The sequence below is a fragment of the Pseudoxanthomonas sp. LARHCG66 genome (assembly GCF_052871755.1).
The window spans coordinates 380513-400723 of sequence record NZ_JBIXJW010000001.1 but is presented as its reverse complement, the minus strand read 5'-3'; the positions used below and the strand labels follow the sequence as shown (position 1 = coordinate 400723).

Here is a 20211-nt window from a genome sequence, read left to right as displayed (position 1 = left end):
CTGACCCCTCCGTGTCGCTGCGTCTAGAATGCCGCCCGTGATCCGATCGCGCGCCTTGCTCCGACCGATGCTGCAGCTGGCCTTGCTGGCCGCGCTGCTGATGGCGTTCGCGCCGTCCGTCACGCGATGGGTGAGCGACACGGGCTCGCAGGTGTTGGCCGGGTGGACCGAACTGTGCACCACTGGTGGCATCAAATGGGTCGACACCCGCGCCGGATCACCGATGGAGGAATCACCGTCGCCGGCCGGCATGCCGATGGGCGCCGATTGCGCGTACTGCATGCTGGCCGCCGCATTGCCGCTGTTGCTGCTCTGCATCGCCTTGCTCTTCCCGCGTCTCTCCGGAGACGTCATCGCAAGCGTCGTCACGCTTCCTCGCACGAGGCGCCTGCGTATACGTGGCCTGGGCGGACAAGGGCCGCCCGTCCTGCTCTGAACCACAAGACCTCCCGTTGATCGTGCGGCCCGTGCGCCGCGTCCTTGTGCTTTGGGGTTTCCATGTCCCTGTCTTCCTGCGCGGCGCTGCGTGCGTCGCGCCTGTCCGTGGCCGCCCTGGCGGCCCTGTCGTTTCCGGTCGTTGTACATGCCGCCGAGCGCATCACGTTGCCCGATGGTTCCCGTGCCACCCAGCTCGATGCCGTCGAGGTCAAGGGCCACGCGGCGGAACTCGACAAGGCCGCCGGCGCCGGCACGCGCCTGGCGTTGAGCGTCATGCAGACACCGGCGTCGATCACGGTGATCGACCGCGAAACACTCGACGCACGCGGCGTGCGTACTACCCAGGAAGCGCTGTCGGGCATCCCCGGGTTGACCGTCGCCTCGCCGCCGGGCAACGGCAATGCGGTGACGTATCGCGGCTTTTCCGGCAGCCAGATCACCCAGCTGTTCAACGGCATCGATGTGCAGTACGCCAGCATCGCGGCGCGTCCCGTGGATGCGTGGCAGTACGAGCGGGTGGAGGCGATCGGTGGCCCGTCGAGCTTCCTGTACGGTGCCGGCGCAGTCGGTGGCACGATCAACTACGTCACCCGGCTGGCGCGGCTGGACCGCGATGAAGCGGCCATGCAGGCATCGTGGGGGTCTTTCCGCGACGGCACGCTGGCGCTGGGTGCCAACCTGCGCGTCGGCGGCAACGACGCCCTGCAGGCGGTCCGGCTGGATGCCAGCGCACGCGACGCGGAAAGCGGGATCGATGGCCAGGTGCGCGAAGCATCGGCGATGGCGGCGTCCTGGCTGGTGCAGCTGGCCCCCACGCTTCGCCACACGCTTGCGGTGGAATACCAGCAGGAGGACAACCATCGTCCCTACTGGGGCACGCCCGTGCGCCAGCCAGCGACCGGCCGCCTGTCGGTGCTGCCGGCAACGGTCGGGCGCAACTACAACGTCGCCGACGGCTACTACGGACAGGACGTGCTGTGGGCGCGCTCGCTGCTGGAATGGACACCGGGTGAGCGCGACACCGTGCGCAACACCATCTACCACTACGACGCGCTGCGCGATTACCGCAACGTCGAAAGCTACCGCCTGACCGCCGGCAACGAGGGCGTCATCCGCTCCGGCACGCTGCTGCAGCGTCACGACCAGCAGGTCCATGGCAACCGGCTGGAGTGGAGCCACGAGGGCGCGTTGTTCGGCCTGCCGACGCAATGGGCCACCGGCCTGGACATCAGCTACAACCGGCAGACGCGCTTTCCGCTGTCGCTGTCGGCCACGGCGGATACCGTGCCACTCGACGCGGTGACGCCGGGTCGCTTCCTCGACGTACCCGGGACGGCGATCGTCTACACGCCCGACCGCACCAACCGGCTGCGCACGCAGGCGGTGTACGTGGAAAACCTGACCGAATTGACCCCGTCGCTGTCGTTGCTGACCGGGCTGCGCCACGACCGCATCGTGCTGGACGTGGTCAACCACCGCATGGTCTCGGCCAGCAATCCCGCGCGCTTCGAACGCGAGTACACGCCCACGACCGGGCGTGTGGCACTGAACTGGACCATCGCGCCGCAGGCGAACGTCTACATGCAATACAGCACGGCGGCCGATCCGCCGGCCGGCATCCTCAGCACCGCCAATTTCGCCACCCTGCGGGACTTCGACCTGACCACGGGAAGGCAGGTCGAAATCGGAACGAAACTGCAGACGCAGGACGGACGCAGTTTCGCCACGCTGGCCGCGTATCGCATCGTGCGCCGCAATCTCGCGATCACCGATCCCGCCAATCCGGGCCAGACGGTGCCGGTGGGCCAGCAGTGGGCGCGCGGCATCGAGGCAAGTTTCGGCTGGCGTCCGCAGGCATCGCTGAACATCGAAGGCAACCTGGCCTGGGTGGACGCCACGCTGGACGACTTCTACGAGAACGTCGGCGGCGTTCCGGTCTCGCGCGCCGGCCGCCGGCCGACCAACACGCCCTCGCGCGTCGGCAACCTGTGGGTGGACTACCGCGTCGGCCCGCGCTGGTCGGCGGGCGTGGACGTGCGCGGCGTCTCGTCCCGCTACGCGAACGCCGCCAACACGCTGTCCACCGCCGGCTACGCGACATGGGGTGCGCACGTGGGCTTCAGATGGAACGACACCACCGAGCTGACCGTGCGCGGCCGCAATCTCGGCGACCGCACCTATGTGGTGTACGCGCTGGGCGGCACGATGGCGTACCTCGGCGATCCGCGCAGTTGGGACGTGGTGCTGCGCAGGACATTCTGATCTCGAGCGTCATCACGGCGACGGGTACGGTTTTCGGTAAGGTGGCGTCCGGTTGCACGGGAGGCATAGCGCATGCGCGGTCTCGACTTCAGTTCGTGGCAGGGCCTGCTGACAACGCTGGCGGGGTTGGCGCTGATCACGGTGATCGGCGTTGGCATCCGGCTGTTGGTCATGCAGACAGTGCAGGAGCGGCGTGCGCGCGAGAACAGCCAGATCAACGAGCGCCTGCGCACGCTGATCGCGGCCTACAAGGTGCTGGGCGGCTCGTTCACCGGCGCGCTGGAGGTCGACCCGCGCCACCTGCGCGACCTGCGCGACCTGCGCGTGCAGGCGCGCGAAACCGGCGCCGACGGGGTCGACGAAGGCAGCGACCGGCCCCGGCGCATCCGCGACGCGGTGGAAGCCGCGTTGTCGGACATCATCCTGCTGGGCACCGATGAGCAGGTGCGTCTGGCCGCGCAGGCCGCCCATGATCTCGCGGCGGGACGGCCCATCCACACCGATGCGCTGGTGGTGTCCCTGCGCGACTTCATCCGCAGCGTGCTCGACCTGGAGCCGGTCCCGTCTTCGCTGTCGATTCCGCGGCAAGGCCCGGCGCGACCGGCCGCCTCGAAAGGCAAGGGCGAGGGCGCGAAAGGCGAGGGGCGGCAGGGCGGTGGTGCCGGGATGGGCGCGGCCGGCCTGGGTGCCGGTGCGGGCATGGGCGCTGGCGCGGCGATCGAGCCGGACCGCGACCCGCCGCGCTGACGACTACTCGTCGATCCAGCGCCGCTCCGGCCCCGGCCGCTTTGCCAGCTTGCGCTGCAGCGAACGGCGATGCATGCCCAGCAGGCGCGCAGCGGCGGAGATGTTGCCTTCGGTTTCGGCCAGCGCCTGCTGGATGTGTTCCCACTCCAGCCGGCTGAGCGGTGTCATGGTGTCGTCGGTCGCGCTGCTGTCTTCCGCTGCGGCAGGGGCTTCCAGCCCCAACGCACGCAGGATGGTCGGCACCGTCGCCGGTTTCGGGAGGTAGTCGTCGGCGCCGCGCTTGATGGATTCCACGGCAGTGGCCACGCTCGCATACCCGGTGACCAGCAGGATCTGCATGTCGGCACGCAACGCGCGCAGCGGTTCGATCAGGGCCAGGCCGGAATCGCTGCCCAGCTTCAGGTCGACCAGGGCGAAATCGGGCAGGCACTCGCGCGCGCGCGCCAGCGCACTGGCGGCGTCCAGTGCGATCTCGGTCTCGATGCCCTTGCGCGCCAGGCTGCGCTGCAGCGTGCGCGCGTAGAGTTCGTCGTCGTCGACCAGCAGGCCTTTCATCGGATGTCTCTCATGGGGATGTCTCGTCATTGCCCGCCACGGGCAGGCGGAACTGCACCTGCACGCCTTTGGGCGGCACGGCGCGCATGGTCATGCGCCCGCCGAGCCGCTCGATGGTGGCATGCGACAGGGCCAGGCCCACGCCCATGCCTTCGGGCTTGCTGGTGCGGAAGAGTTGCTCGGACTGGAATGGCAGCGCTTCGTGGAAACCGTTGCCGTAATCGCGCACGGTGCCGACCAGCTCATCGCCTTCGCAGCGCAGGTCCAGGTCCACGCGCTGCGACCCGGCCTGGCGGCTGGCGTCCGCCGCATTGTTGAGCAGTGCCTGCAGCAGGTGGCCGGTGGACGCGTCGGTCGCCAGCCACGGCGGCAGTGCGCCGGTTCGCTGCAGTTCGATCGTCGGCCGGACCAGTTGCCAGCGCTGCACCACCTCGTCCAGGTCGACGCGCTGGCGCACGCCCATGTCGGCCGAGGCGGCGAGCGCGCGTACGCGGTCGCGGCACAGGTCGATCAGCTGGCGCATGGTGCCCGCGTCCTCGCGGATGTCGGGTTCGCTTGCGTGCTCGCGGATGTCCTCGGTCAGCAGCGTCATCGTCGCCAGCGGGGTATTGAGTTCATGCGCCACGGCGGCGGCGTGCGTGGCAAGGGCGACGATGCCCTCGTTGCGTGCGAAGCGTTCGCGCAGGCGGGCCAGTTCCTGCTCGCGCAGGCGCAGCGCGGCGACCAGTCGGGTGGAGAAATACAGCACCACGCCGGCCGACAACACGAAGTTCACCGCCATCCCCCACAGGTGCACGTTGAAGTTGTCGCCATGCAGGTGCGGCAGCGGCCGGCCGAACACGGCGGTCAGGATGTAGCCCAGCAGGCAGGCCACGCCGGTAGCCAGCACCCAGCGCAATGGCAGCGCCAGTGCGGACACCGCGATCAGCAGCAGGAACATCGAACTGAAGGGATTGCCGATGCCGCCGCTCCAGGCGACGAGCCAGGACAGCACGGCCACGTCCACCAGCATGTGCGCGAAGGCCTCGGCCGGCGTCTCTTGGCCGGGACGGCGGCTGCGCCAGGTGGCGTAGACGTTGAACAGCGCCAGCGCCCCGATGCCGGCCCACAGGGGCCAGCGCGGCAGGTCGATGTCCAGCAGGCCCAGCGCCACCAGCACCGTCACCGCCTGGCCCACGATGGCCACCCAGCGCAGGTTGCACAGGGTGCGCAGGAACGACGGCGTCAGCGTGAAGACGGTATTCGGCATCGCTACATGCTAGAGCAAGCGCGCGGACGGGGCCTGCGGCATGGCGTCGCAGGGCGGCGGCTGCCGGCCCGGGCAGGCGGCCACGCTACAATGCCGGCATGCACGACGCCGTCACCCGCCCCACGCCCCCCACCGACGCCGCGCCCTTGCCGCGCCGCATCACCCAGGCCGTCCGGATCGGCAACGCCACCGTCGGCGGCGGCCGTCCGGTGGTGGTGCAGTCGATGACCAACACCGACACCGCCGACATCGCCGGCAGCGTGAAGCAGGTGGCGGAACTGTGGCGCGCCGGCTCGGAAATGGTCCGCCTGACCGTCAACAACCCCGAATCCGCCGCCGCCATCCCGCGCATCCGCGAGAAGCTGGAGATGATGGGCGTGTCGGTGCCGTTGATCGGCGACTTCCACTACAACGGCCACCAGTTGCTGGCGGGCGAACCGGCCTGCGCCGAGGCGCTGGCCAAGTACCGCATCAACCCGGGCAACGTCGGCTTCGGCAAGAAGCGCGACACCCAGTTCGCGCAGCTGATCGAATTCGCCATCCGCTACGGCAAGCCGGTGCGCATCGGTGCCAACTGGGGCTCGCTGGACCAGTCGCTCGCCGCGCAGCTGATGGACGAGAACCATACGCGCGAGACGCCATGGGACGCCGGTCGCGTGCTGCGCGAGGCGCTGATCCGCTCGGCGGTGGATTCGGCCGAACGCGCCGTCGAGATCGGCCTGCCGCGCGACCGCATCGTGCTGTCGGCCAAGGTCAGCGGCGTGCAGGAACTGATCGCCGTCTACCGCGACATGGCGAGCCGCACCGACTTCGCCCTGCACCTGGGCCTGACCGAGGCCGGCATCGGCAGCAAGGGCATCGTCGCCTCGAGCGCCGCGCTGGCGGTGCTGCTGCAGGAAGGCATCGGCGACACCATCCGCATCTCGCTGACGCCGGAACCCGGCCAGTCCCGCACGCAGGAAGTCATCGTGGCGCAGGAACTGCTGCAGACCACCGGCCTGCGTGCGTTCACGCCGATGGTCACCGCGTGCCCCGGCTGCGGCCGCACCACCTCCGAGTTCTTCCAGGAACTGGCCAAGGTCGTGCAGGAACACGTGCGCGGCAAGATGCCCGAATGGAAGGTCACCCATCCCGGCGCCGAGAACATGACGCTGGCGGTGATGGGCTGCGTGGTCAACGGGCCGGGCGAATCGCGCCACGCCAATATCGGCATCTCGCTGCCGGGCACGGGCGAGGCGCCGGCGGCACCGGTATTCGTCGATGGCGAGAAGAAGGTCACCTTGCGTGGCGAGAACATTGCACATGAGTTCGTCGCGCTGATCGACGACTACGTCGAGGCCAAGTACGCGCGTGCTGCCGGCTGACACGCTGGCGAACGGCCGGCGGTTCATCGCCGGCCTGTTCCGTGAACACGGCGGGCGCCTGGTCCTGCTGTTCTTCTGCCTGCTGGCGCCGTTGTGGCTGTTCGTCGAGCTGGCGGATGAAGTCCACGAGCTGGAAGCCTTCTACTTCGACGATCCGCTGCTGTGGCGCGCGCACGCGCTAAACGGCCCCGCGCTGGACCGCTTCTTCGTCTTCATGTCGGCGATCGGCTACCAGTGGGGCGTGGTGCCGGCGGACATCCTGCTGACGTCGGTGTTGCTGGTGCTGCGGCGCTGGCGCGAGGCCACCTTTGCAGGGGTATCGTTCGCCGGCTCGGCCCTGCTGAACCTGGTCACCAAGCAGTTTTTCCAGCGCGATCGCCCCAGCCTGTGGGAGTCCATCGCGCCGGAGCACACCTTCAGTTTCCCCAGCGGCCACGCAATGGGCTCGGCCACGCTGGCGATGGTGGTGGTGCTGCTGTGCTGGCACACCCGTTTCCGCTGGCTGGTGGCCGGGCTGGCCGTGCTGTTCACGCTGACCGTCGGCGCCTCACGCATCTACCTGGGCGTGCACTACCCGTCCGACATCCTCGGCGGCTGGGCTGCGGGCGTCGCCTGGGTCTCGGGCGTCTACCTGGTGCTGTACCGCATCCGCGAGCGGCCGTGGCAGGTCAGATGAGGCGTCAGCTCTTCTGTAGGAGCGACGCAAGTCGCGACCGCATGCATTGAACATTCCGGTGCGTAACCGATAGCGCCCGCTCCGTTGGCCTGTCGCCGGAACAGGCGATGGCACTGCTTTGATTGACGGCGTGCGGTCGCGACTTACGTCGCTCCTACAGAAAGCCGCGTCTACGGCGCGTAGGCCCGCTCGCGCTCTTGCTGCAACCGTTGCCGCAGGTACTGGTCGCGGGTGAGTCCGGCGGGAATCGACGTGGTGGCCATCACTTCAGACACCACCTGCGCTTCACGGGCCTTGTAGGCCTGGAATCTCGGATCGTTGCGCTGCTGTGCGGTGAAGGCGGCCATGCGCGCGTCAGCGTGGGCGCGATAGCGGTCGGCGATGGCGGCGACCTCGGCTGCCTGTTGTGCCGGGTCGTCCACGGTCGCCTTGACCAGCGCTGTGCGCAGCAGCACGGCTTCGCCCGCAGACAGGCCGCCCGCTGCTTCGTACTTGTCGATCTGCCGCGTCAACGCATCGGCGCGTTCGCTGCGTTCCACCGCGCGCAACGACGCGGAATGCGCGAAGAAGTCTTTCGCATCGGTCTCGAAGCGCTGGCGCTCGCGGTGCGCCTGCGCCTGTGGCGTGGCTTGCAGGGAAGCCAGGCGCGACGACGCGGCGTCCGCGACCTCAACCGATGACGGCGGCGCGACTGGTCTGCCCGGGTCATCGCGCTTCCACCAGACGATGGCGGCGACGAAGACCGCGCAGGGCACCAGCAGTGTCAGCAGTTTCTTCATGCAGCGTCCCTCGCACGCCGGGACCGCCGCAGCACGGCGGCCCCGGACATCGGCCTCATCCCATCAACTGGTCGACCAGCCAGTACAGCAGGTTGAACGGCTTGGCCTTGTCGGCCTTGTCGTCCTGCTCGCTGGCGTCGATCACCTTGCCCTGGCCATCGAGCACGCTGTCGATGAAGTGCTTCAGTTCCAGGTTCTGCGCCTGTACGTCGGCGTTCTTGAAGTCGACGATGGTGGTGCAGTGGCTCTCGTTGAGCGCGCGGTACTGCGGGAAGTAGCCACCGACGTTGTTCAACGTGTTCAGGCGATCACGCAGGCGTGCGGTATCGACGTCCCAGCGCGCATGGATGCGCGCCTCCTTGGTCGCCTGGTCCGGCGCGTTGGCGATGTCGAGGTAGAACCGTTCGTAGGAATAGGACGAGTAGTTGAGGTCTTTCCAGAAGTGCGTGTGGCCGAGTCGGTCGTTCGCGTACTTGCTGGAGAGGGCCGGGTACAGGGTGCCGAGTTCGTTGAGATCGAACTGCGGCAGGCCGCTGGCGAGGTAGGGCAGGGGCCCGTTGGGCTGGTCCAGGCCCCAGGCGCTGCGGATCAGCGCCATCAGCGGTTGCGAGGGATAGTCCACCGGATTGCCGTTCTTCAGCGTGGGGAAGATCGGGCCGGAGTCGTTGATCAGGAAGCTGCGCGTGGGTGCCATGTCGCGACGCAACGGATGGTAGCTGGTCAGGCTGCCCGCACCGCCTGCGCTGCAGCCGGTGGACAGCATCTGCGTGGGCCGCGGCAGGTTGTCCTTCAACCAGCCGACCACCGCGCGCACATTGCGTACCCCGTTGTGGTGCCAGACCAGCGGCGTGTTCTGGCCGCTCGGGTCGTTGTAGACCGCCACGCGGTCGCCGCTGTAGATGTCGCCGGTGCAGTAGGGCACGTAGACCATGTTCCAGCCCTGCGTCTTCACCGCATCGAACGGGCTGACGCGGGTGACGAACGGGCTGACCAGGCTGGCGCCGGGATTCAGCAGGCCCATGTAGTCGTCGGGGATGCCGTTCGGATTGCGCGCACCGCGGATGCCGCTCTGGCCGCTGCAACTGGCGTAGTCCCAGCAGGCGCCACCGCCTTCCATGTAGATGATGGTGTTGCGCGTATCGGCCACGCGGTTGACGAAGAACTTGAATGGCGAACCGTCGCCGCACACCGCGCCGGTCTGCGGCGCGAGCTGGATGGTCTGCCAGGCGTCATAGCGCCCGGGCTGGAAGCCGTCGTTGAAACCCGCCGGATTGGCCAGCAACGGGTAGGTGCCGGTGCGCTGGGCGGCGGTGACCTTGTTGTCCGCCTTGGGCGGCGAGACCAGGTTCACCAGGGTCTGCCAGAAGCTGTAATCGCCTTCCTCGGCTTTCAGTGGCGCGGCCACCAGCAGGGTGAAGCTGGCGGCCGCCAGGACGAGGGGCAGGCGTGCGGGTCGTACGGGTGCAACCATGATCGGATCCTCCGGCGAGAGTCAGGTGGACGTTCAACGGGATGGACTGCCTTGGCGTGCGGCACGCGTGGGGGCGGCGACCGTACAGCGGCGGATGGTGGGACGCCCGCCCCGTAACGGGATTAAGTCCATGTGATGGCGTCGGCTTTGGCTGCCGTGGCCCCCGACATTGGCCGCGATACCCCCCTTCGCATGCCGCGCGACCAGCCAGGTAAACGGAGCGATCCCGCGTCGCAGCACGCACGTGCGGCGTTGTACCGGCGTGCGCTATCGCGGCCGGGCAACGGATCGTTGCGGGCGGGCGCCTTGCCGCAGGCCGCCCGTGGATCGAACATGCCGACACCCGTCGCGGAACGCGGCGTGGACTCCGGGGATGGCAATGCAGGAACTGGTCGACCGATACGGCGTGCTGCTGGTGTTCGTCAACGTGCTGGCGTTGTCGCTGGGCCTGCCCGTGCCCGCGATGCCCACCCTGATCCTGGTGGGCGCCGGCGTGGCCATGCAGGCTGATCCGCTGTGGCTGCCGCTGGCCGGCGTGCTGGGCGTGTCGGTGCTGGCCAGCCTGATCGGCGACAGCGTCTGGTTCTACGCGGGCCGCCGCTACGGCAACCGCACGCTGCAGTCGCTGTGCCGGCTGTCGCTGTCGCGCGACACCTGCATGAAGCGCACCGAGCGCTTCTACGGCCGTTTCGGCATCCGCATCCTGTCGGTGGCGAAGTTCATTCCCGGACTGTCGATGGTGTCCGTGCCGCTGGCGGGCGCCATGCAGGTGCGGCTGCCGCCGTTCCTGCGCTACGACGGGCTCGGCGCGGCACTGTGGGCAACATTGGGACTGGGGCTGGGCGTGGTGTTCGCCAGGCAGGTCGAAACCGTCATCGATACGCTCTCGCAGCTGGGCACGGGTGCCGGCGTGGTCGTCGGCACGCTGCTTGCGGCATACGTGGGCTGGCGCTGGTGGCGCCGCCGATCGCTGTTGAAGTCGCTGGAGGCGGCGCGGATCGATCCGCCGGAACTGGATGCGCTGGTCCGCGCGGGCCACCCGCCGGTGGTGTTCGACATCCGCGCGCCCGGTTTCCGCGACGTGGACCCCTACGTCATCCCGGGCGCGATGTTCGCGGACGAGCGCCACCTCGACGGCATCCTGGCCTCGTATCCGCGCGAGGCGAAGATCGTCATCTATTGCGCCTGCCCCGATGAGGTGTCGGCCGCGTGGATGGCGGCGAAGCTGCGCGAGGCGGGCTTCCGCGACGTGCTGCCGCTGAAGGGCGGCATCGATGCCTGGCGCGCGGCGGGCTACGGCGTGGACCCGCTGGGCGGCTGACCTTCCCCGATCAGTGCTCGATGCAGACCCGGTTGCGGCCTTCGCTCTTGGCCCGGTACAGCGCCGCGTCGGCGGCGGCCATCATGCGGCTGACGGTATCGCGCTCGGGCGTCAGCGCGGCGATGCCGATACTCACGGTGATGCGCTGCGCTTCGCCGCCAGGACGGAACACCACCGCCTCCACCGCCTCGCGCAGACGCTCGGCGAAGCCGTAGGCGGCCTCGGGCCCGCATTCGGGCAGCAGCACGGCGAACTCCTCGCCGCCGATCCGCGCCGCGGCATCGTCGTTGCGCACATGCCGGCGCACCAGCGCCGCGATCTGCTTCAGCACGAGGTCGCCGGAGATGTGGCCGTAGCGGTCGTTGATCGGCTTGAACAGGTCCACGTCGATGATGCACATCGTCAACGCGCGCTGGTGCCGCATGGCGCGCGCGATCTCCTTCTCCACCGTTTCGATGAAGTGGCGGCGGTTGTACATCTCCGTCAGGGCGTCGTGGGTGGCGAGCTGGTAGATCTCCTCGTGGTAGCGCGCTTCCACGCTGCTGTGGCTGATGAACTTGAGGATGCTCTCGCCCAGCGTGATGTGGTCGCCGTCCACCAGCGCGGCTTCGGTCACCGGCATGTCGTTCAGCCGGGTGGTGTTGGTGGCGCCTAGATCGCGCACCCAGTAGGTATCGCCATCGCGCCAGATCTCGCAGTGCACGCGCGAGACGCTGTTGTGCGGGATATGCAGGTCGGTTTCCTGCGAACGCCCCACGCGCACCGGCTGGACATCGATGTCCGCGCGCCGGCCCAGGCCTTCGCCATGGATCACCACCACGCACGCCGAACGCGGCGCGTGCGGACGCGGACCGTCGCTCAGGATGGTCCGTTGCGTGGTGGGCGGATCGTGGAAATCCCGGGACATGCGTGTGCTGCTGGCAGGTGCGGGTCCGAGTGTAACGGATCGGTCGGTCAACTCACGCTTCCGCTACCATGGCCGGGCGCACCGGGGACAGTGGCATGACATCGCAACCTTACGACGACCTCGCACCCACCGAGAGCCTGGCCACGCGCCTGCAGGACGCACCCACCGCGCCCGACGGAACGCTTGCGCCGGGCGCACGGCTGGGGCGTTACCGCATCGAAGGCCTGCTGGGCCGGGGCGGCATGGGCGAGGTCTACCGCGCCGCGCAGCTGGAACCGGTCCGCCGCGAGGTGGCGCTGAAGCTGATGCGCGCGCAACGCCTGCAGGCGCGCCACCTGGCGTATTTCGAAGTGGAGCGGCAGGTGCTCGCGCAGATGCGCCATCCGGCGATCGCGCAGATCTACGACGCCGGTGCGACCGAAGAAGGCTTCCCGTTCTTCGCGATGGAGCTGATCGAAGGCACCCCCATCACGCGCTACTGCCGCGACCAGCGCCTGCCGCTGGATGCCCGCGTCGCGTTGCTGATCCGGGTGTGCGAGGGCGTGCAGCACGCGCACCACAAGGGTGTGGTGCATCGCGACCTCAAGCCCGGCAACCTGCTGGTGGACACGCTGGACGGCAGGCCGGTGCCGAAGATCATCGATTTCGGCATCGCGACCACCGCGTCGCTGGCCGGCGATGCCGTGCTGGAGCGGGCGGGCACCCCGGAGTACATGAGCCCCGAGCAGGCGCAGGGCGATCCACGCGAAGTGGATACCCGCAGCGATGTGTATTCGCTCGGCGTGGTGCTGTGCGAACTGGTGACCGGCGTGCGGCCGGAAGCCGTGGGCGAGACCTGGTCCGCGGAGACCCCCACGGCCGTCGCGCCGTCGTCGCGGCTGGCGGGATTGCCGACCGAACAGGCACGCGAGATGGCGCAGGAGCGCGGTCTTTCGCTCGCGCGGATGCGCGATCGGCTGCGCGGCGACCTGGACTGGATCGTGCTGAAGGCCATGCAGCACGAGCGCGACGCCCGCTACGATTCGGCTGCGGCCCTGGCCGACGATCTGCAGCGTTACCTGGATGACAGGGTGGTCTCCGCGGTGCCCGCCAGTCGTGGTTATGTGTGGCGCAAGTTCCTGCGCCGCCACCGCGCTGCGGCCGTCGCGGCCGGCGTAGCGCTGGTGGCGCTGCTGGGCGGGCTGGGGCTGTCGCTGTATGGCCTGCAGCAGGCGCAGACGCAGCGCAGCGTCGCGGAGGCCCGCAGCGCGGAACTGGAGAAGGTGGCGGCGTTCCAGCAGTCGATGCTGGAAGGGATCGATATCGAGACCATGGGCGTGGGTCTGGCGGAGGGTCTGGTCCGGCAGGTCGGCAGCCTTGACCCGTCGGCGGCCGATGCCTTCGGTGCCACGCTGGCGAAGACCAGTACCGGCGATCTGGCGCGCGACCTGGTGGACCGGCAGTTGCTGGCGAACGCCGAGGACGCGATCGCCCGTGATTTCGCCGACCAGCCCGACGTGGCGGCCAGCCTGCGCGAGTCGGTGGGGCACGTGTACGCCGCCATCGGCCGCCATGACAAGGCGGCGACGCACTTCGCGCATGTGGCGGACTACCGCAGCACGGTGCTGGGCGAAGGTGCGCAGGAAACCCTGCGTGCGCGGCGGGACCAAGTGCAGGCGTTGCTGGAAGGCGCCCACATCGACCAGGCGGAGGCCGTGCTGCAGAAGGCGCTGCCGCGCGCGTTCGCACTGCCGGTCAACGACCGCGTGCGGGTGAAGCTGGAGCTCGCGCAGGCGCAGGTGATCTCGGCGCGGGGCGACCGGCCGCGCGCGAAGGGCGTGGTGCAGGCGGTGCAGGAGCGCCTGCTGTCCAGCGTGGGCGAGGGCGACCCGGCGACCCTGGAAGCCACCAATGACCTGGCGGCCGTGCAGCGCAACCTGGGCGAACTGCCCGAGGCGCGCGCCAACATGGAGAAGGTGGTCCGGTTGCGCACGGCCACGCTGGGCGCGGACCACGAGGAAACGCTTTCGGCGATGGGCAACCTCGCAGTCCTGCGCATCATGAATCGCGAAAAGGATGCCGCCATCGCGATGCAGCGGGACCTGACCGGACGCTACACGCGCAAGCTGGGCAGCGAACACCCGGTCACCCTGCAGGCGCGCAGCACGCTGGCCACGATGATGGTCGACGCAGGCCAGGCCGATGAGGCGCTGCCCCTGCTGAAGGATGCGCTGGCCGCGCGCGAACGCGTGCTGGGCCGCGATCATCCGCAGACCGTCCGCACGCGCCTCAACCTGGCGACCGCGCATGCGCGCCTGAAGGACTACGCCGCCGCGTTGCCGCTCGAGGAGCAGGTGATCACCGTACGCAGCCGCGTGCTGGGGCCATCGCACCCGGACACGCTGTCGATCCTGGTCAACCACGCCGGCACGCTGCTCAACGCGAAACAACCCGAGGCCTCGCTGCGCCTGCTCACCGATGTCCAGCCCCTGGCGCTGAAGGTGCTGGGCGACAAGCACCCGCAGGCGCAGCTGACGATGGTCATCCGCGCCGAGGCGCTGCGAACCACCGGGCGCGCGCGGGACGCGCTGGGGGAGTACCAGAAGCTGTTCGACCTGCGCCGTGCAGTGCTGGGCGAGCGGCACGTGGAAACACGCACGGCGGCCTGGAACCTGATCGACACCTACCGCGAACTGGGGCGCGACGGCGAGGCCGACGCACTTCACCGGCAGTACATCGCGCCGTTGCTGGCGGCGGACCCGGGCACGCTGGACGACGCCGACGCCGAGTTCGTCAGCCGTTATCGCGAAGGAAAGCGGCCCGGCAAGCAGACCTGAGAACGCCCGGCCTCACTCGCCGGGCTTGGCCGCCGAGCTGGAGGCTTCCGACGCCGCGCGGCGCGACAGCACGGCTTCGCGATGGGCGATGTAGGCGTTGGCGCCGAAGATGATGCCGGCGCCGAGCAGCGTCCAGGTGTCCAGCGTCTCGTCGAACAGCAGCCAGCCGAACACCGCGACGACCGGCAGCTGCATGAAGCTGATCGGTGTCAGCGCGGAGACTTCGCCCAGCTTCAACGCGCGCGTCCACAGCATGTGGCCGCCGGTGCCGAGTACGCCCGCCGCGACCACCCATACCCAGGTGATGCCCTGCGGCCATTCCCACACCGCCAACGCAGGCAGCAACGACATCGGCACCCATAGCAGCGTGGTGTAGATGACGATGCGGTCGGCCGGTTCGGTGTGCGAGAGCTGCTTGATCTGGATCGCCACCAGCGCGCTCATCACGGCCGCCAGGACGGCGATCAGCGCATCCGCCGTGAATGCCGAGGTGCCCGGCCGCACGATCACCAGCACGCCGATGAAGCCGAGCACCACCGCCGTCCAGCGACGCGCGCGCACCTGCTCGTTGAGCATCGCGGCGGCGGCGATGGTGACGAACAGCGGGGTGGAATAGGACAGCGACACCGCCTGTGCGAGCGGCAGGTGGCCGATGGCCCAGAAGCCGGCCAGCATCGAGCAGATGCCGATCACGCAGCGGAACAGGTAGCGCGGGAACTGGGTGGTCTTCAGGAAGCCGGGGCCGTGGCGCAGGATCAGCGGCGCCGCCGCAAGCAGCCCGAAAAAGTTGCGGAAGAACGCGATCTCGAACGTGTGCAGCGTGGCCGAGGCCAGGCGGATCGCCACCACCATCAGCGCGAAGAACACCGTGCTGCCCAGCATCAGCACGGCGGCTCGGTAGTGGGCGGGCAGGGTGGGCATCAGCAGCGGGGACCGGCCCCTTCCCCCGCACGCGGGGGAAGGATGGGATGGGGGCGAACGAAGTCACGGACGTCGAAACCACCGCCGATCGTTGTCGACACGACAAGGCGCGGCGGGCGAGTCCGTCGCGCACGCTGGAGGAGACGGGCTCCGGTCGGCCCCCACCCCGGCCCTCCCGCGTGAACGGGGGAGGGGGAAGTATCCGGGCCGTTGATGCGCGTCATCCCGGGACTACCAGGTGGCCCCGATGAGCTTCGGTTCCGGCTCGATGGCCACGCCGAAGCGCGCGTCCACGGACGCGGCGATCTTCCTTGCCAGCGCCAGCAACTGCGCACCGGTCGCCGCGCCATGGTTGACCAGCACCAGTGCGTGCGCGGCGGACACGCCGGCATCGCCATCGCGGTGTCCCTTCCAGCCACAGGCTTCGATCATCCAGGCCGCCGACAGCTTGCGGTTGTGCAAGGCATCGCCACGGAACACGGGCAGGGTGGGGTAGTCGACCAGCAGCGCTTCCGCCCGTGCCTGAGACACGATGGGGTTCTTGAAGAAGCTGCCGGCATTGCCGACCACGGCCGGATCGGGCAGCTTGCGCTGGCGGATGCGGATGACGGCTTCCCCCACATCGCGTGCGCTCGGTGCGGCGATGCCCATCGCGCCGAGTTCCTCACGGATGCCGGCGTAGTCCAGGCGCAGGGACGGCGTGCGCGGCAGCAGGAATTCGACCGCCGTCACCAGGTAGCGATCCGGCGCGTGCTTGAACACGCTGTCGCGGTAGGCAAAGGCGCAGGCTTCGCGGTCGAGCCGTACGCGCACGCCATGGTGGCGATCGAACGCCTCGACGATATCGATGAACTCGCCGACTTCGGTGCCGTAGGCGCCGATGTTCTGGATGGGCGACGCGCCCGCGGTGCCCGGGATCAGCGCCAGGTTCTCCAGCCCGCACAGGCCCTGTTCCAGCGACCACATCACCAGCGGATGCCACGGCACCCCGGCGTCGGCGCGCACGCGTGCGCGCTCGCCATCGTCGGACACGATGGCGGTCGAACGGGTGGCGAGGCTGATCACCGCGCCCGGTGCATCGCCCGCGAACAACAGGTTGCTGCCGCCACCGATCACCAGCGTTTCCGCATCGGTGACCTGCGGCAGGGCAAGCACCTCCTCCAGCGCGGCGACATCGTCCACTTCGATCAGCCACGGCGCGGTGGCGGGCACGCCGAAGGTGTTGCGGTCGCGCAATGCCGCGTTCGCGGTGAGGCGATAACCGGGGGTCATTCCGGGGCTACCGGACCACGGCTGGGCGCTTCGCGGCGGCGGCGGATCGCTTCCACGCACTCATGGACCAGCTCCGGTCCGCGATAGACCAGGCCCGTATAGCACTGCACCAGCGAGGCGCCTGCCGACATCTTCGCCACCGCATCGGCGCCGGACAGGATGCCGCCCACGCCGATCAGCGGAATGCTGTGCGGCAACCGCGTGCGCAGGCGGCGCAGGACCAGCGTGGCCTGGCCCATCAGCGGTGCGCCGGACAGGCCGCCGGTTTCACGGGCATGCGGGTGGTCCTGCACGCTCAGGCGGGAGACCGTGGTGTTGGTGGCGATGACGCCGTCCACCTGCATGTCGCCTAGCACGCGCGCGACCGCGTCGATGTCGCTGTCGGAGAGGTCCGGCGCGATCTTCACCAGCATCGGCACGCGCTTGCCGTGCTGGGCGGCAAGATCTTCCTGCGCCTCGCGCAGGGTACCGATGAGCTGGCGCAGCGTCTGCTCTTCCTGCAGTTCGCGCAGGCCGGCGGTATTGGGCGAGGAGATGTTGACGGTGATGTAGTCCGCCAGCGGATAGACGCGTTCCAGGCAGTAGAGATAGTCCGATGCCGCACGCTCGTTGGACGTGTCCTTGTTCTTGCCGATGTTGATGCCCAGCAGGCCGCGGTCGCGACGCGCGGCTTCGACATTGCGCACCAGCGCATCCACGCCTTCGTTGTTGAAGCCCAGGCGGTTGATCACGGCCTGGTGCTGCGGCAGACGGAACATGCGGGGCTTCGGGTTGCCGGGTTGCGGCTTGGGGGTGACCGTGCCGATCTCGACGAAGCCGAAGCCCAGGGCGAACAGGGCATCGATGTGCGCGCCGTTCTTGTCCATGCCGGCGGCCAGGCCGACGGGGTTGGGAAAGGTCAGGCCCATCACCTTGGTGGGCATCGGCGTGATGGGGCGCGCCACCAGCGGCGTGGTGCCGGTGCGGTAGGCCAGGTCCAGTGCCTTCAGGCCCATGCCGTGGGCGGTTTCGGCATCAAGGCCGAAGAGGAAAGGTCGGGCGAGGGAATACATGGAGGCGGGCGGGCTCAGTTCAGCGTCACCAGCCAGGCCATGCCGCCCAGGAACAGGAAGATCACCGCGATGCCGACCACCCACAACAGGGCCGATACCCAGCCGAGCACCAGACCACCGATGGCCATGCCGTCGCCGTCAAGCTGGCCCTGGCTGCGGCGGATCTCCGCGCGCGCCATGTGTCCGGTGACGATGGCGACGAGCGTGCCGATGAAGGGCAACAGGGTCCAGCCGAGGATGCCGGACACGAGGCTGGCGATGGCGAGGCTGCTGGTGGTGCGGGCTTGGTTCATCAGGATCTCCGTGCAGGGGTCAGGGAGGTGCGATGGCGCAGGATCGGGCGCACAAAAAAATCGCGCCACCCGATGGAGTGGCGCGATTATCCCAGATGCTGGCCCGTTCAGGGCATGCCAGCCCGGCTCTGGCGTGGGAAAGCCCGGACAGATCCATCAAGACAGGCGCCGTGCCTTCACGGCCGTTCGAGATGGGCTTGTCGAACCATGCGTCTCACGGCGAAGCAGCACGGTCCTGATCCGTCGACCCACCGCAGAGAGTGTGGATCGACAGGTTCACCAGGAAGGGGGCCAGTTGTTCCGGCATTCCTTACAGGTCGAACTTGATGCCCTGCGCCAGCGGCAGCGAGTCGGAGTAGTTGATGGTGTTGGTCTGGCGGCGCATGTAGACCTTCCACGCATCCGAGCCGGATTCGCGACCGCCGCCGGTTTCCTTCTCGCCGCCGAACGCGCCGCCGATCTCCGCGCCGCTGGTGCCGATGTTGACGTTGGCGATGCCGCAATCGCTGCCGGCCGCCGACAGGAACTGCTCGGCCGCCTTGAGGTTCTGCGTGAAGATCGACGACGACAGGCCCTGCGGCACGGCGTTCTGCATGTCGATGGCTTCGTCCAGCGTCTTGTACTTCATCACGTACAGGATCGGCGCGAAGGTCTCGTGCTGCACGACTTCATCGGAATTCTTCAGGCCGGTGACGATGGCCGGCAACACGAAGTTGCCCGGGCGGTCGATGGCGGTGCCGCCGGTTTCGACGGTGCCGCCACTGGCCTTGGCTTTCTCGATGGAGGCCAGGAACTGCTGCACGGCGGCCTGGCTGTTCAACGGGCCCATCAGGTTGGCCGGGTCCAGCGGATCGCCGATCTTGCCTTCCACCTGCTTGTACGCCTTGATCAGCGTGGACAGCACGGTGTCGTAGATGGATTCGTGCACGATCAGGCGGCGCGTGGTGGTGCAGCGCTGGCCGGCGGTGCCGACAGCGCCGAACACGATGCCCGGCACGGCCAGCTTCAGGTCGGCGGTTTCGTCCAGGATGATCGCGTTGTTGCCGCCCAGTTCCAGCAGGCTGCGGCCCATGCGGCGCGCGACGCGCTCGCCGACGGTGCGGCCGACCTGGGTGGAGCCGGTGAAGCTGATCAGCGGAATACGCTTGTCGTCGACGAACTGCTGCGCCAGCTCGACGCCGGCGTCGTTGATCAGGAAGAAGATATCCGGGAAGCCGCCGGCCTTCAGCGCGTCGTTGCAGATCTTCATGCTGGCGATCGCGGTGAGCGGTGTCTTGTTGGACGGCTTCCAGATGCAGATGTCGCCGCAGATCGCGGCCAGGAACGAATTCCACGCCCACACCGCGACCGGGAAGTTGAACGCGCTGATGATGCCGACCAGGCCCAGCGGCTGGTACTGCTCGTACATGCGGTGGCCGGGACGCTCGGAGTGCATGGTGTAGCCGTACAGCATGCGGCTCTGGCCCACGGCGAAGTCGGCGATGTCGATCATCTCCTGCACTTCGCCATCGCCCTCGGGCTTGCTTTTGCCCATTTCCAGCGCGACCAGCGAACCCAGCGCGTCCTTGTGCCGGCGCAGCGCGTCGCCGCACAGGCGCACGGCTTCGCCGCGGCGCGGCGCGGGGGTGGTGCGCCACACCTTGAAGGCGGCCTGGGCACGTTCGACGATCTTCTCGTAATCGGCCTGGCTGCTGGCGTGGACTTCGGCGATCACTTCGTTGGTGGTCGGGTTGATCGACTGCAGCAGGCCGGCATCGGTGGTCGTGGACCATTCGCCGCTGCCGAGGTAGGTACCCGAGTTGGTGTTGGCGAGGCCAAGGGCCTTGAGAAGGTCAGCAGGCATGGAAGCTCCAGGGATCGAATGCGGAGGACGCCAGCGGAAACCGCGGCGTCGCAGGGGGCATGATTCTATCAGAGCGACGTGTGCCGGCTTCGCGTAACTCCGTGTTTTTCCAGAGGTTCTTGCGCGACAACCGCTTGCGTGCGCGGCCGTTGATCCGCTGCCGGGGTTTGTTCGGTTCGCCGACTCCGGATGATGGCATTCGGCGATTCGCCGAGGGGGCGGGAGTGGGGCTGGTGCGACGGCGT

17 protein-coding genes are annotated in these 20211 nt (G+C 68.6%); 7 read left to right on the top strand and 10 right to left on the bottom strand.

What is annotated here, in order from left to right; all coding sequences use genetic code 11:
• Positions 1 to 67: 67 nt before the first annotated feature.
• The 3 genes from ACIPRS_RS01865 (at position 68) to ACIPRS_RS01855 (ending at position 3447) form a co-directional block, all read left to right on the top strand.
• Complete coding sequence (locus ACIPRS_RS01865) at positions 68 to 436, top strand: DUF2946 family protein (protein ID WP_446537324.1); 369 nt, start codon at positions 68 to 70, stop codon at positions 434 to 436.
• Positions 437 to 498: 62 nt separating this feature from the next.
• On the top strand, positions 499 to 2700 hold the full coding sequence (locus ACIPRS_RS01860; protein ID WP_446537323.1) for a TonB-dependent receptor: 2202 nt from the start codon (positions 499 to 501) through the stop codon (positions 2698 to 2700).
• Between the two features lie 72 nt (positions 2701 to 2772).
• A complete protein-coding gene (locus ACIPRS_RS01855; protein WP_446537322.1) occupies positions 2773 to 3447 on the top strand; it encodes a hypothetical protein in 675 nt (224 codons plus the stop codon).
• 3 nt (positions 3448 to 3450) lie between these two features.
• On the opposite strand, the gene ACIPRS_RS01850 is transcribed toward ACIPRS_RS01855, so the two are convergent.
• Entirely contained in the window at positions 3451 to 4002 is a 552-nt protein-coding gene (locus ACIPRS_RS01850; protein WP_337730077.1) for a response regulator transcription factor, read from the bottom strand.
• A gap of 10 nt (positions 4003 to 4012) precedes the next feature.
• Positions 4013 to 5251 carry an ATP-binding protein gene (locus ACIPRS_RS01845; RefSeq protein ID WP_337730076.1) on the bottom strand — a complete coding sequence of 413 codons (1239 nt, stop codon included), beginning with the start codon at positions 5249 to 5251 and terminating at the stop codon, positions 4013 to 4015.
• 98 nt (positions 5252 to 5349) lie between these two features.
• Here ACIPRS_RS01845 and ispG point away from each other — a divergent pair, with 98 nt between their 5' ends.
• Positions 5350 to 6615, top strand: coding sequence for a flavodoxin-dependent (E)-4-hydroxy-3-methylbut-2-enyl-diphosphate synthase (gene ispG / locus ACIPRS_RS01840; RefSeq protein WP_446537321.1), 1266 nt, complete (start codon positions 5350 to 5352; stop codon positions 6613 to 6615).
• Positions 6616 to 6619: 4 nt separating this feature from the next.
• Complete coding sequence (locus ACIPRS_RS01835) at positions 6620 to 7291, top strand: phosphatase PAP2 family protein (protein WP_446537989.1); 672 nt, start codon at positions 6620 to 6622, stop codon at positions 7289 to 7291.
• Positions 7292 to 7461: 170 nt separating this feature from the next.
• Here the strand turns inward: ACIPRS_RS01835 and ACIPRS_RS01830 are convergent, their stop codons facing one another.
• Both ACIPRS_RS01830 and ACIPRS_RS01825 read right to left on the bottom strand, forming a co-directional pair.
• Positions 7462 to 8070 (bottom strand): hypothetical protein, encoded by a 609-nt coding sequence (locus tag ACIPRS_RS01830; protein ID WP_446537320.1) that lies wholly within the window; start codon positions 8068 to 8070, stop codon positions 7462 to 7464.
• Positions 8071 to 8125: 55 nt separating this feature from the next.
• On the bottom strand, positions 8126 to 9541 hold the full coding sequence (locus tag ACIPRS_RS01825; protein WP_446537319.1) for a pectin acetylesterase-family hydrolase: 1416 nt from the start codon (positions 9539 to 9541) through the stop codon (positions 8126 to 8128).
• A 379-nt stretch (positions 9542 to 9920) separates the two neighbouring features.
• Here ACIPRS_RS01825 and ACIPRS_RS01820 point away from each other — a divergent pair, with 379 nt between their 5' ends.
• Positions 9921 to 10862, top strand: a complete 942-nt coding sequence (locus ACIPRS_RS01820; RefSeq protein ID WP_446537988.1) for a DedA family protein/thiosulfate sulfurtransferase GlpE — start codon at positions 9921 to 9923, stop codon at positions 10860 to 10862.
• Between the two features lie 10 nt (positions 10863 to 10872).
• Here the strand turns inward: ACIPRS_RS01820 and ACIPRS_RS01815 are convergent, their stop codons facing one another.
• Positions 10873 to 11769, bottom strand: coding sequence for a GGDEF domain-containing protein (locus ACIPRS_RS01815; RefSeq protein ID WP_192200862.1), 897 nt, complete (start codon positions 11767 to 11769; stop codon positions 10873 to 10875).
• A gap of 95 nt (positions 11770 to 11864) precedes the next feature.
• Between ACIPRS_RS01815 and ACIPRS_RS01810 the strand changes: the two genes are divergently transcribed.
• Positions 11865 to 14585, top strand: a complete 2721-nt coding sequence (locus ACIPRS_RS01810; RefSeq protein WP_446537318.1) for a tetratricopeptide repeat protein — start codon at positions 11865 to 11867, stop codon at positions 14583 to 14585.
• Positions 14586 to 14597: 12 nt separating this feature from the next.
• Here ACIPRS_RS01810 and ACIPRS_RS01805 read toward each other — a convergent pair whose 3' ends face one another.
• The 5 genes from ACIPRS_RS01805 to amaB form a co-directional block, all read right to left on the bottom strand.
• The gene (locus tag ACIPRS_RS01805; protein WP_192200864.1) at positions 14598 to 15506 is read right to left on the bottom strand and encodes a DMT family transporter; all 909 of its coding nucleotides are present in this window, start codon (positions 15504 to 15506) and stop codon (positions 14598 to 14600) included.
• Positions 15507 to 15737: 231 nt separating this feature from the next.
• Positions 15738 to 16778, bottom strand: a complete 1041-nt coding sequence (gene murB, locus ACIPRS_RS01800; RefSeq protein ID WP_446537317.1) for a UDP-N-acetylmuramate dehydrogenase — start codon at positions 16776 to 16778, stop codon at positions 15738 to 15740.
• A complete protein-coding gene (locus tag ACIPRS_RS01795; RefSeq protein ID WP_337730071.1) occupies positions 16775 to 17830 on the bottom strand; it encodes a quinone-dependent dihydroorotate dehydrogenase in 1056 nt (351 codons plus the stop codon). Before ACIPRS_RS01795 ends, murB begins: the two co-directional genes overlap by 4 nt.
• Before the next feature lie 14 nt (positions 17831 to 17844).
• Positions 17845 to 18123 (bottom strand): DUF4190 domain-containing protein, encoded by a 279-nt coding sequence (locus ACIPRS_RS01790; protein WP_337730070.1) that lies wholly within the window; start codon positions 18121 to 18123, stop codon positions 17845 to 17847.
• Between the two features lie 310 nt (positions 18124 to 18433).
• On the bottom strand, positions 18434 to 19966 hold the full coding sequence (gene amaB, locus ACIPRS_RS01785) for an L-piperidine-6-carboxylate dehydrogenase (RefSeq protein ID WP_337730069.1): 1533 nt from the start codon (positions 19964 to 19966) through the stop codon (positions 18434 to 18436).
• Between the last annotated feature and the right edge of the window lie 245 nt (positions 19967 to 20211).

Bases quoted from the DNA above. Each gene is read 5' to 3' on its own strand.
- ACIPRS_RS01865 (WP_446537324.1), top strand. From the start codon at position 68: ATGCTGCAGCTGGCCTTGCTGGCCGCGCTGCTGATGGCGTTCGCGCCG.
- ACIPRS_RS01860 (WP_446537323.1), top strand. From the start codon at position 499: ATGTCCCTGTCTTCCTGCGCGGCGCTGCGTGCGTCGCGCCTGTCCGTG.
- ACIPRS_RS01855 (WP_446537322.1), top strand. From the start codon at position 2,773: ATGCGCGGTCTCGACTTCAGTTCGTGGCAGGGCCTGCTGACAACGCTG.
- ACIPRS_RS01850 (WP_337730077.1), bottom strand. From the start codon at position 4,002: ATGAAAGGCCTGCTGGTCGACGACGACGAACTCTACGCGCGCACGCTG.
- ACIPRS_RS01845 (WP_337730076.1), bottom strand. From the start codon at position 5,251: ATGCCGAATACCGTCTTCACGCTGACGCCGTCGTTCCTGCGCACCCTG.
- ispG (WP_446537321.1), top strand. From the start codon at position 5,350: ATGCACGACGCCGTCACCCGCCCCACGCCCCCCACCGACGCCGCGCCC.
- ACIPRS_RS01830 (WP_446537320.1), bottom strand. From the start codon at position 8,070: ATGAAGAAACTGCTGACACTGCTGGTGCCCTGCGCGGTCTTCGTCGCC.
- ACIPRS_RS01825 (WP_446537319.1), bottom strand. From the start codon at position 9,541: ATGGTTGCACCCGTACGACCCGCACGCCTGCCCCTCGTCCTGGCGGCC.
- ACIPRS_RS01820 (WP_446537988.1), top strand. From the start codon at position 9,921: ATGCAGGAACTGGTCGACCGATACGGCGTGCTGCTGGTGTTCGTCAAC.
- ACIPRS_RS01815 (WP_192200862.1), bottom strand. From the start codon at position 11,769: ATGTCCCGGGATTTCCACGATCCGCCCACCACGCAACGGACCATCCTG.
- ACIPRS_RS01810 (WP_446537318.1), top strand. From the start codon at position 11,865: ATGACATCGCAACCTTACGACGACCTCGCACCCACCGAGAGCCTGGCC.
- ACIPRS_RS01805 (WP_192200864.1), bottom strand. From the start codon at position 15,506: ATGCCCACCCTGCCCGCCCACTACCGAGCCGCCGTGCTGATGCTGGGC.
- murB (WP_446537317.1), bottom strand. From the start codon at position 16,778: ATGACCCCCGGTTATCGCCTCACCGCGAACGCGGCATTGCGCGACCGC.
- ACIPRS_RS01795 (WP_337730071.1), bottom strand. From the start codon at position 17,830: ATGTATTCCCTCGCCCGACCTTTCCTCTTCGGCCTTGATGCCGAAACC.
- ACIPRS_RS01790 (WP_337730070.1), bottom strand. From the start codon at position 18,123: ATGAACCAAGCCCGCACCACCAGCAGCCTCGCCATCGCCAGCCTCGTG.
- amaB (WP_337730069.1), bottom strand. From the start codon at position 19,966: ATGCCTGCTGACCTTCTCAAGGCCCTTGGCCTCGCCAACACCAACTCG.